This is a genomic window from Ursidibacter maritimus (assembly GCF_009761395.1).
In the GTDB taxonomy this organism is placed as follows: Bacteria; Pseudomonadota; Gammaproteobacteria; order Enterobacterales; family Pasteurellaceae; genus Ursidibacter; species Ursidibacter maritimus.
The window spans coordinates 205,557-217,622 of the sequence record NZ_LEKN01000001.1; the positions used below are offsets into that span (position 1 = coordinate 205,557).

Sequence of the window (12,066 nt, forward strand, 5' to 3'; positions counted from 1 at the left end):
CGGTCTGTTCTTGCTATTTTTTACAAAAAATCTAGCAAATCTTACCGCTTGTAAAAAATTCTTTCACTGCTACCACATCTTGTTCAATTTGCTGCTTTAAAGCTTCAAAATTTGCAAATTTAATCTCTGAACGAATTTTCTTCAAAAAGCTGACTTGTATTGCCTGGCCGTAAATTTGCTCACTAAAATCAAAAAGATGAACTTCTAATAAAGGCTTAGTTCCATTGATAGTCGGGCGGTTTCCGACATTCGCAATACCATTAAAACAACCACTAGGTGTTTCGATTTCTACTGCATAGACCCCTTGAATAGGGGTAACAAGGCGGTTTAGCATAATATTTGCGGTAGGAAAACCAATCGTTCTTCCTAACTTATTACCGTGAGCCACTCGCCCACTAATAGTATAAGGTCTACCTAACAACTCTTGAGCAAGAGACAAGTTATCTTGTTCCAAAGCGTTACGCACTAATGAGCTACTAATACGATCTTTCCCCAAGCAATAGCTATGATGATCTTCTACCTCAAAACCATATTTTTTACCTGCACTTCGTAGCATTGCAAAATCTCCCTTTCGCTTTTGGCCAAAACGGAAATCATCACCAATACTAAGATACTTCACTTGTAATTTATCAATCAATAAATCTTGAATAAATGTTAGAGGCTCTTGTTCTGCGAAGTGCTTATCAAATTTGACACATAAAAGGTAGTCAATTCCTAATGGTTTTAATGCACTAACTTTATCGCGTAATCGCATTAAACGTGCGGGAGCGGTTAGATTTTGTTGTTTTTTTGCAAAAAATTCTCGAGGTTGTGGCTCAAAAATCATTATAACTGAAGGCAAATTTAATAAATGAGCTTTGCTCAAAAGACGATGAATAATTTTCTGATGCCCCAAATGTACACCATCAAAATTACCAATCGTCAGCACACACCCACCTTGCAACGCTGGATAATAGCCAAGATTATGAACACCACGAATTAATTGCATTGACTTGTAATTATTAACTTTTTTAATAAAAATAGTATTTGATTATACGAGAAAGCTTAGGAAATGGGAAGGGAAGAACAAGGTGAACATGCGAGAATTTCCAGGACAAGATCGCATTTTCTTTTTGTCGAGAATTTATCTAACTTTGGAGCATATAATAAAAAGCACCATTTTTTAAATATTTTATTTCTTGTTGTAACTGTAGGTGTATCTAGCGTTGTTGACAACTAAAAAGCGGAAGTTGTAAAAATTCCGCTTTTTGAGTTAATTACATAGTGAGCTACTATTAAATATTACCATTCATATTTCGCACCTAACCAAAATTGTCTGCCTGGTTTATATGTTTGATAGCTACCGCCACTACCATCATCAACGATATTCGCTTTAGAAACTCGATTTAATACGTTGAATACACTTAAATCCATAGAGATTGCCTGATGTTGTGACATTGCTTTTTTCCATGAGAACGTCCAATCGAGAGTAATATTACGTGACTGCTTAATCTCTGATAGCTTGACAACTAATCCTTCGTAGCCTGCACACTCGCTATTAACAGCTGAACATCTAGCTCCCTTACGTTCGTAATATCGAGAACCAGATTCATAGTTAAGTTGTTGTAACCATGATAAATTAAGTGCGGGGAAATAACTATTGAGTTGAAGCGATGCTCGCCAAGGATCATTAAAAGATTGACTTGGCATTTGATCAATGTCTCTTAATTTACCTTTGTAAATCATTTTCGTAATACCAAAATTGCTCCAATCACTTTGGGTATAATCAATCGTTTGATTAGATTTGGTCTTTTGATAACTCACCCCAATCTTCCAACCTAACTCAACGCTTGGTAATTTAATTACTTCAGGATTACTTACTTGTAAACTGATATTATTTGTTTTCCCATAACCTGAATTAGTAAGTAAGAGTAAATTGTCTTCTCGTTTAGTTACAAACTGTTTTTTACTACTACGTTGAACCCATTTTGCTTCTAAAATAGCATTATTAAACCGATGAGTAATTCCCACATTTACTTCATCACTGTAAGGCGTTTTTAATGTGCTACCACGATAATTGGTTGTAAATTGATTTGTTTTGTAATCCCAACCACTAAAGTCTAGTCGTCGCTCTTCTTCACCTTTAAACTTAAAGCTAGAACGTAGTTGGTAGTCCAATAAATCATCTGCATAATAGCGGTTAAATCCTGTGGAAATATATGTTTTGCCTAACCCTAACACGTCATAATTTAAAGCGATGCGAGGTGCAATATTCCACTTTTCCATAAATTGCCCGTATTCTGCTCTAACGCCGGGCGTTAAAGTAAAATTGTGCCATTTCATTCTATTTTGTAAATAAAGTGCTACTCGATTATGATCAACTTTTCCTGTTACTGGATAATAAAATGTACGACTGACTACATATTGTTCGCCTGGAATACATTCATCACATTGTTTTTGTGTAAATCGCTCTCCCATTAAATAATGACTATATGTTCTTTGAACAGATAGATTCGGTTGTCTAAGTTGCGATTGGTTATATTGGTATTCCCAGCCTAAACTCAAATTATGTTCAAGCTGTGCTGTTTGCCATTTGTGTAAATCTAGTGATTGCTTAAATTGAATTTGCTTTTGCTGGGTAAATTTCTTACCGATTCCACCTTCTCTTGCTGTATTAAATTCATCGTTATCAGGATCAGGTTCAGATAGCCAGTTGATACTCGGAGTTACATAATAGTTAGATAAATGTTGAGCATCATAAGCTGTCTGGTTTTTAGTGGTACGATAAGATAAATCTGTTGTTAATAATCCTAATTGGTTGTAGTTCTTCCAGCGTAATGAAGCTAGCCAACCACCTCCACTTTCTCTGAACGCACCGTTTTTCACATTATCAAGATAGTAATCTCCAATATGTGGCGAATACATTAGGTTCGTGAGCAATACGTTATTGCCATTTAATTCATTTTTATAACTCAACAAAAATGTTTCATTACGGCGTTTTTGTTTATTTGTTTGTTTCAAATAACGTTGGTGCTGTGGAATAAACGAATCTTGTCTATCATAAGCAAAAAGTAGTGCCGAACTGTTAGATAGAGGTTGATTTACTTGAATATGATACTGATGTTTAGTGAATTTAGGTTGAAATAATGGGTATTCTGCTTTGTTAAAACTTTCTCTTAATTGCCCATCAATATGAAATTTGGTCCAGCTGTCTCGCGTGGTTCTATATGAAATCTTACCTGAATGTCGTTTAAAATCTGGTTCTAATAATTCAGCTTCAACAACACCTCCAGTAAATTGACCATAACGGCTTGGAATATTACTGTCAAGGACCTCCACAGATTGAATAAGATCAGGGCTTACCCAAAATAACTGTGGGTGTCCTGTTGGGATACTTTCAGGATCAACCGTGAGCGTCCTTGCTCTTGGTAAAACACTTTGGTTACCTAACCCAATTGGGTTTACATTATCATTGGTCGAGATCCCATTGATAAGAAAGTTGTTGTTGTAGTACTTTTCACCATAAAACGTGATATTCGGTGGTGAGATTTCACCTTGAGTGAGACTATTATTTGCTTCACTTGCTCCCCTGACTAACGGTGATTTAAGTAGAATATGGTTGATGGATTTATCTGTTACTGATATTTTTTCTAATGCTGCTCTACCTAAATGATAACCTACAGAATCTTGAGCTAAAACATTAACCTGTTCTAATTGCTCTGAAGCATATACAGAATGACAACTCAACATAATAGCTAAACTAATTTTATTTATTTTCATAATAAACCTTAAAAAAATAATGGTTATTCCATGATAAACACTCCCGAAATCTAAATCAATAATTTTTTTATGGTTTTATTGATACAAAAAAGCGGAATTTGCAAAAAATTCCGCTTATCTAACCGCTTTCCGTAATTATGATTTTGGTTTACCTAGTGTAATGACACCATCATCAGGGAAATGAAGATCCAATTGATTGTATGGAATTGAGATATTCGCTTTATCAAATTCTATTTTCACTTTTTCCAATAAATCAAATTGCGTGTTCATATATTGTGAGGTTTGAACCCAAGGGCGAACAAATAATTGCACACTATTTGCGGCCAAATTTCCTACCGCAATGGTTGGCTCTGGGTGATTAAGCACTCGCTCATCATCAAATAACACTTGAGCAATAATACTTTTGGCTTTCTCAATATCGGCATCGTAACTAATATCAAAAATCATATCGATTCGACGAGTTTCATTGCGAGAGTAGTTAGTAATGCTATCTGCAAAGACTTTACCATTCGGCACTAATACGGTTTTATTATCACCAGTACGCAATTCAAGCACCAGTAAACCCATTTGCTCAACTTTGCCGCTAGTCCCTGCCGCTTCAATAAAATCGCCACGTCTAAATGGCTTAAAGATTAAAATCATCACTCCAGCAGCAAAATTTTGCAGTGAATTTTGTAAAGCCAAACCAATCGCCAAACCTGCAGCACCGATTAAGGCAACTAAAGAGCTGGTATTAATGCCTAGTTGAGAGAGTGAAGCAATAACCACAATAAGTAAGAATAAAAAGTAACTCATTGATGATACAAAGCTTTGGAGCATTTCATCTCGGCTTGATGCCAATACAATGCGTCCCAATACTCGACTTAATACTCGAGCAAGGAATTTACCTACAATATAAATTACAATAGCAACCAAAATTTTAGTGCCGTATGGAATAATCCATTGATCTAAAATCATTTGGACATCCATTGAACTCACTTTTTTAATCACTTTGGTGGCTTCTTGTACATTCAAATTTTGTACGACTTCTGATACCCCATCATTATTGGCATTATTTGCTTGTGCTGTCATTCTCTCTCCTATATTTACAACAGTAAAATAAAATGGAATTCTAGCATAATCCATTTTTCCGCAAAGGGTAAATTTGTGGTAGGATTTATGCAATTTTGTTTTATAAGTGATCGTAATGACAACAGAAAAAATCATTAGTGCCACAGTGCAATTTTTTACCATTAGCGAAGATGAGGCTGGACAGCGTCTGGACAACTTCTTACTTGCTAAATTAAAAGGCGTACCCAAAAGCTTAATTTATCGTATTGTGCGTAAAGGCGAAGTACGTGTTAATAAAGGGCGAATTAAACCTGAATATAAGTTGCAAGCCGAAGATATTGTGCGTGTTCCACCTGTACGAGTCGCTGAAAAAAATGAAGCACCGATTTCAACCAAATTAAATAAGGTTGCAGAATTAGAACAGCACATTTTATATGAAGATGAAGTAATGCTTGTCATCAATAAACCATCAGGGATTGCAGTTCACGGAGGTAGCGGTTTAAGTTTTGGGGTTATCGAAGCGTTACGAGCATTACGTCCGGAAGCTCGCTTTTTAGAATTAGTACATCGTATTGACCGAGATACTTCTGGCATTTTGCTTGTGGCAAAAAAACGTTCTGCTCTGCGTAATTTGCACGAACAACTACGAGAAAAAATCGTACAAAAAGATTATCTCGCCCTTGTGCGTGGTCAGTGGCAATCTCACGTTAAAGTGATTAAAGCTCCGCTATTAAAAAATGAGCTTTCTAGTGGTGAGCGAATTGTGCGAGTGAGCGAAGAAGGCAAACCATCTGAAACACGTTTTGTGATTGAAGAGCGTTACCCTACTGCAACACTCGTAAAAGCATCTCCAGTAACAGGAAGAACTCATCAAATTCGTGTGCATACCCAATATGCAGGACACCCTATTGCCTTAGATGATAAATATGGTGATCGTGAGTTTGATCAGAAAATGCAAACTGTTGGGCTAAATCGCTTATTCCTTCACGCTTATGCGATCCGTTTTGAACACCCTAAAACAGGTGAAGAGATGGTGATTACCGCTCCGCTTGATAAAACCTTGAAAGGTGTATTGGCAAAACTCAGGACGGAGTAGTGACAAGCGGTCAAATTTGAAAGGAAATTTGCAGATGGAAAATGGCAAAAGCTATTTGTTTAGCCTAATTATGTTACTCTCAATAGGTTATTCGCTCTATATTTATATGAATTTTGAGGTCACAACGGAAAATGTGACTTATTATATGATTACGTCATTCATCATCTTCTTACCCTTATCTGTGAAATGGATTTTTTTAGATAAGAACACAGAGCAAAATAGCGAATTGTTAGAGATATTAAAAAATATTGGTGCAACTTTATTAGCTCCAATATTTATAGGTTTACTATTTATGAATGCAATTTCTTTTCACTATACATTGCTTTTGGGAGAGGAATATATATACCCTGCTACTGTTTTGGATAAGGAATATACATCCAAAAGGCGAAGTTCTTATCATTATGTAAGGTTTTATTCTGATTTTGGTACAGAAGAAATTGATGATACTGAAACATATCGACGCGTAGATATTGGCTCTCATATCAAAGTGAAAAAGGTTATATCTGCGGTAGGTAGCTATATTAAATATGATGATATTGAAGTCATTTCTCGATAAATTTCACGTGTAGAACAATTATGCAAATCCATTTCAAAAACCAACAAGGATCTGACCGCTTGTTAGATCTCACTTCTCCAAAGATTATGGGAATTTTGAATTTTACCCCTGATTCATTTTCTGACTCAGGTAAATTTTTCACACTGGATAAAGCCCTTTACCAAGTTGAGAAAATGCTCAATGATGGGGCCAATATTATTGATATTGGTGGTGAGTCCACTCGCCCGAATGCACCTATTGTGGATTTAGCTGACGAGTTAGAACGTGTTGTTCCACTTGTAGAAGCGGTTCGCCAACGTTTTGATTGCTTAATTTCCGTAGATAGTTCTAAAGCAGAAGTTTTCCGCCAAGCAGCAAAAGTTGGCGCTGATATTCTGAATGATATTCGTGCTTTACAAGAACCGAATGCACTAGAAACCGCCGCACAATTAGGTTTACCTGTTTGTCTAATGCATATGCAAGGCACGCCACAAAATATGCAACAAAATCCCGAATATGATGATGTGGTTGAAGAAGTTGCCGACTTTCTTAACCAACGTATCTTTGCCTGTTTAACCGCAGGTATTCCGAAAGAGCATATTATTTTAGATGTTGGTTTTGGCTTTGGCAAAACTGTACAGCACAATTATCAACTACTCAAACATATCAATGCTTTTGTGCAGTCTGGTTACCCTGTATTAGCTGGATTATCTCGTAAATCAATGATTGGCAATGTGCTAAACAAACCTGTTGAACAACGTACAATCGGCAGTGTTGCTGGAGCATTGTTAGCCGTACAAAACGGTGCAAAAATTGTGCGTGTTCACGATGTCGCCGAAACTGCAGATGCGTTAAAGATTTGGCAAGCGATGGCGGAATGTGAGTGATTTCTCATATTCATAACAATTCGAATTAGTTTTAGTTAAATAAATTCTTTCGACTATAAAAAAATAAAATTAGGATAATAAGAGATATTGTATTGGAAAAATAATAAACCACATCAAAATTAAATATATTAGCAAATCTGAGAGAGAAGAATCCAGATAAATACCCACCTAATAATGCAATTGAGAATTGTAAAGAACTATCTAGTGTCGGGTAATTTTTGTCGGATTTATCTAAAACAAGGGTTAGTAAACAAGGTACTAATAGAGCATAGCTAATACTTAGTAGCAATATCGGGAATGCTATAAATAGATAATTTTCTTTACTAAAATGAGATGATATAGAAAATAGTCCAAAAATTAATACTTGAGATAAGAGAATATAAAAAATAACATTAAAGTATGAGTATCTGCGTAATAGCAATACACTTAGTGGCGCAAAAAATACAGTTAGGATAGGTTCTACAACTGAAAGTAAGACACCTATTTCGTTACTTTTCCACCCCAATGAGCTTAAACTAGGTACGAATGTACTTACCAATGCACCACTGGGAATGAATATAAGAAATAGTATTAGAAACCATTGATATCCATTATTCTGCTGTCTCCAGAATAAAACAAATCTCTTATATAATTGACCAAAAGTCACTTTTTCCTGTATTAGCGACTTAGGTTCAGCATACAATAAAATTTGTATTGCTAGTAATAGTGAACTAATAAACATTACGGAAACTGCAGCATTCCAACCATAGTACTGATATATAAAGAGTACTAACGCTCCCCCTATGATCTTCCCTAATCTACCTGCGATGACTTGTACAGCACTACCAATTCCGTACTGTTTTTTACTTGAGAAAGCACACATTAATCCTAGAGTAGCACACCCAAAAATCAAGCTACTAAAATTAAGTAACAAACAAATTAAAAGTAGTAAGGTATATTGTTGAATAGGATCGATAAAGTAGAGTAAAGATATACTAAATATCACAAAAAAATTTGAAATAAATAACCAAGTTCGGAATTTTCCAAATTTCTCGAAACGGAAATATTCAATCACAGGTGAAATAATAAACTTTCCGATTTCAAATATGCCTAATAAGTAAATCCAACTCAATTGTGTTAAATCAAACCCTATATCTTTCAACATCGCAAATAAGGCAATCATATAAAATGCAACAATACTAAATTTGAAAAATGTACTGGTTAATAACAACGCCCAATCTTGATAGCGTAATTGATAAGGTATCTTACTTTCCATTTTGCTGATAACTCCAATATTGTGCATAATTTCGATTATCTGCTAACAGCGTCTGATGTTCTCCTTTTTCAACAATACTTCCATTGGATAACACAAAAATCTGATTAGCCGATACAATAGTCGATAATCTGTGAGCAATGACTAGGATAGTCCTATTCTTAACCAATAAATCTAATGCTTTCTGCACAGCAAGCTCATTTTTTGTATCAAGCGAAGCGGTCGGTTCATCTAAGATCAAGATAGGAGCATTCTTCAGAATAGCTCTAGCAATGGCCAGACGCTGTTTTTCCCCTCCAGAAAAATTACTTCCCATATCATTCAATATTGTTTGGTACCCCATTGGTAGATCTTGTATAAATTGATGACATTGAGCTTGCTTGCAAGCTGATATGACTTCTTCATCTGTAGCAGATGGCTTTGCCATTCTAATATTATTTATTACGCTATCTTGAAATAAATAAACATCTTGGAAAACAACCGAAATTAAACTCATTAGCTGCTCTTGACTAAATTCTCTAATATCAATACCGCCAATTAAAACAGTTCCTTTCTGTGGATCTGCATAACGTAGCAACATTCTTACTAATGTTGTTTTTCCACAGCCACTCTCTCCCACAAAAGCATTTAATGTATTTTCAGGAATATATAAATTAATATTTCGCAAAACTTCCTTATCTGAATAGGAAAAATGCAAATTTTTATATTCAATATTGTAATTCGTTGGCATTTTATCGAGCTGATTTTCAACTAATTCTGGTAATGCCATTATTTTTTCTAGTTTTTCACAACTAATTACAAATATTTCTAATAAAGATGACATTTGCACAAAAAAATTGAGTATGTCTGCAATTCTCGCCATTAAAATAACTAGCATCGCTAATAAGGCCCAATCTACACTACCAGAAACTAACCAAGATACACCAAAAATAAGAATTAGTATTAAACTCAACTGTGTAGTTGATGTAATAATAAAATTAGGGCGTTCTCCTTTTTTAGTTCCTATATTTTGAATAGTTGCAACATCATTAATCACACGTTGAAATTTCTGTTGCTGATTTTGAGTTTGTCCTGTTAACTTAAGGATATCTAGCCCTTGAATAAATTCTATTGATTCTCCCTTTAGATGTTGCTGTGCTTCAGCCAATAGGCTAAATCCTCTTCTAAATGCTTTTCTTCTCCATAAATATAGTGGAATAATAACAATCAAGATAAATAGAATAAGAATAGAAAAACGATAATCTATAAATAACAAAAAGAAAGAAACCGAAATAGGAATTACAGAACCATAAATTAACATACTAATTAATGTAAATGCAAAACCAGCTGCTTCATTTACACTTTGAACGAGAATAGAATTTAATTCACCTGAACGAAAGCTAGTTAAAGTACATAAAGAAACCTTTCTTAATTTTTCCCCTAATAATTTACGTAATTCAAAAGCAGCATAATGAGAATAGCCTTTTGTATCATATTGCTCCGCAATAACCCGACAGACAATAGCCATAACTAAAGAACAGATGATAAATATTAATGTTAATTGATAATTATCATTTAATTCCAAAGCCATTAAAAAAGGATACATTGATACAATCGCCACACCAAATAATATTGAAGAAAGAACTGAAAAAAATAAACTTCTCAATAACTTAGGTTTTTGTGATCCTGATGAATTTATTAAATAATAATATATGTAATAAATCGGTTTGATCTTTTGCGTTTGCTCATTAAAATAATCTTGTATCTTCATTCCTACTATCTCATTTTCCACTGGTGTGCTTGCTGATAATCCATCCATAGCTGTTGGTATGCTGGAGACTCTTTTAACAGATCATTATGATTACCTTTAGCGATAATTTTTCCTTGAGATAAATATATAATTTGATCTGCTTTTACAATACTTGATAATCGATGAGCAATCATAATTACCGTTTTATTCTTCATCAATGTTTGGAATATTTCAACTAAGCTGGCTTCATTTTTTGCATCAGAGAAAGAAGTCGGTTCATCTAGTAATAATATTGGTCTATCTTGTAGAAATGCTCTCGCAATAGTTAAACGCTGTTTCTGTCCACCAGACAATAATTGCCCTCTTTCACCAACCTTTGTATTGTATTTTTCGGGCAAACTCATAATAAAATCGTGGATTTGGGCTTTCTTAGCTGCGTTTTCAATCTGCTCTTGACTTACATCATTAAGTCCATAGGAAATATTCTCTGCAATTGTGCAAGAAAATAGAAAATTATCTTGAAACACAACTGAGCATAATGACATCAAATTCTCTGTTGGAATATGACGAATATTGCAATTCCCCAGAAGAATCTGACCGCTTGTAGTATCCCAAAAACGTAATAAAAGATTGATAATAGTGCTCTTCCCAGACCCAGATTCTCCGACAATTGCTGTAAAAGTATTGGTTGGTACTGTAAAACTAACCTCATTCAATGCAAGCTTTTGCTGTTTATCATAACCAAAATCTACTTGTTGAAAAGAGATAGAGTAGTCGGTTGGAAACTGATATGGTTGTTGAGTAACAATGTTATGCTCAGCTTCAATCTGATAAATCCGTTCAATTGCAGCTCTAGATTTCTCCAATAAATGAAATAAACTCATATAGGGAAGCATCGTTTCAATTAATCCAGCAGCTAAAACTAAAAAGAAAAAGAGTGTTTCAGATGCTATAGAATGGTATTTCTGTAAAATCACTCCAGCAACAACAAGGAAAAGCATCATTGGTAACGGGCTAAATAAGCTCCTTGCCAAACGAGTAGCTAATCCTACCCTTTTCAACCAGGCAAGCATTACCTTATTAAATTCATTTAGTGCTGTATTGAAACGACTATAAGACCCTTCACCAGCATCAAATGTCCTGATAGTACTCATGCCTTGTACATATTCAATAAGAGAGCTATTTATATTTGCTACAGCTTTTGCATATTCATTGCGCGATAATTTACTGTGGCGCAATAACCATTTCATCAATACAAATATGGACACAGTAAATATTAAGGTTGCAAAAGCAAGTTGCCAGTCTATAAGAAAGAGTGCAAGGAAGACAAATAATGGTGTCGAGTATGCTTCTGCTCTAAGCGGAGGGGCGTCTGCAACAAAACTGTGTAGTTCGTGTACATCATCACATATTACTTTAGCCATCGCTCCCGAACCAATTTGTCTAATTTTTCCCAACGGTAGCTGACTAATTTTACTCACTAAACGCTGACGTAATATTTTTTCTAATTCAAAAGCGGCATAATGCGATTGATCGTGAGCCTTGATTTTACAAGTGTAATAACTAATTGAGATTACTAGTAATAGTATAATTTGTATAAGTGGAAATTCCTTAGTTTGCTCTGCAAGCAAAACTATTTTGACCATTAGCACCCAAATAATTAGCTTTAAACCTTGTGATAATATTGCTAGGCCAGTAGCCAAACGTAATTGTTTAGCTACTGGAGAACAAATATCTGAATGTTGAGATATTGCCATA

At 34.8% G+C, this 12,066-nt stretch carries 9 protein-coding genes; 3 read left to right on the plus strand and 6 right to left on the minus strand.

The features are described from left to right. Window positions 1–31 precede the first annotated feature (31 nt). From ribF to A1D26_RS01020, 3 genes are all read right to left on the minus strand, one after another. Window positions 32–988, minus strand: coding sequence for a bifunctional riboflavin kinase/FAD synthetase (ribF, locus tag A1D26_RS01010; protein ID WP_157402265.1), 957 nt, complete (start codon window positions 986–988; stop codon window positions 32–34). 293 nt (window positions 989–1,281) lie between these two features. Continuing rightward, the gene (locus A1D26_RS01015) at window positions 1,282–3,759 is read right to left on the minus strand and encodes a TonB-dependent receptor (RefSeq protein WP_157402266.1); all 2,478 of its coding nucleotides are present in this window, start codon (window positions 3,757–3,759) and stop codon (window positions 1,282–1,284) included. A 135-nt stretch (window positions 3,760–3,894) separates the two neighbouring features. After that, the gene (locus A1D26_RS01020; protein WP_157402267.1) at window positions 3,895–4,830 is read right to left on the minus strand and encodes a mechanosensitive ion channel family protein; all 936 of its coding nucleotides are present in this window, start codon (window positions 4,828–4,830) and stop codon (window positions 3,895–3,897) included. 115 nt (window positions 4,831–4,945) lie between these two features. Here A1D26_RS01020 and rluC point away from each other — a divergent pair, with 115 nt between their 5' ends. The 3 genes from rluC to folP are packed head-to-tail and all read left to right on the plus strand — an operon-like array spanning window position 4,946 to window position 7,327. Beyond that, complete coding sequence (gene rluC / locus A1D26_RS01025; protein WP_157402268.1) at window positions 4,946–5,905, plus strand: 23S rRNA pseudouridine(955/2504/2580) synthase RluC; 960 nt, start codon at window positions 4,946–4,948, stop codon at window positions 5,903–5,905. 34 nt (window positions 5,906–5,939) lie between these two features. Further along, a complete protein-coding gene (locus A1D26_RS01030; RefSeq protein ID WP_157402269.1) occupies window positions 5,940–6,461 on the plus strand; it encodes a hypothetical protein in 522 nt (173 codons plus the stop codon). Window positions 6,462–6,481: 20 nt separating this feature from the next. Next, on the plus strand, window positions 6,482–7,327 hold the full coding sequence (folP, locus tag A1D26_RS01035) for a dihydropteroate synthase (RefSeq protein ID WP_157402270.1): 846 nt from the start codon (window positions 6,482–6,484) through the stop codon (window positions 7,325–7,327). A gap of 31 nt (window positions 7,328–7,358) precedes the next feature. Here folP and A1D26_RS01040 read toward each other — a convergent pair whose 3' ends face one another. Genes A1D26_RS01040 through A1D26_RS01050 form a run of 3 tightly spaced genes read right to left on the minus strand, consistent with a single transcriptional unit; the run spans window position 7,359 to window position 12,065 of the window. Further along, entirely contained in the window at window positions 7,359–8,609 is a 1,251-nt protein-coding gene (locus A1D26_RS01040) for an MFS transporter (RefSeq protein ID WP_232516779.1), read from the minus strand. Continuing rightward, complete coding sequence (locus tag A1D26_RS01045; RefSeq protein WP_232516780.1) at window positions 8,572–10,377, minus strand: ABC transporter ATP-binding protein; 1,806 nt, start codon at window positions 10,375–10,377, stop codon at window positions 8,572–8,574. The genes A1D26_RS01040 and A1D26_RS01045 overlap by 38 nt, the downstream gene beginning before the upstream one ends. Continuing rightward, window positions 10,335–12,065 carry an ABC transporter ATP-binding protein gene (locus A1D26_RS01050; protein WP_157402271.1) on the minus strand — a complete coding sequence of 577 codons (1,731 nt, stop codon included), beginning with the start codon at window positions 12,063–12,065 and terminating at the stop codon, window positions 10,335–10,337. Before A1D26_RS01050 ends, A1D26_RS01045 begins: the two co-directional genes overlap by 43 nt. Between the last annotated feature and the right edge of the window lies 1 nt (window position 12,066).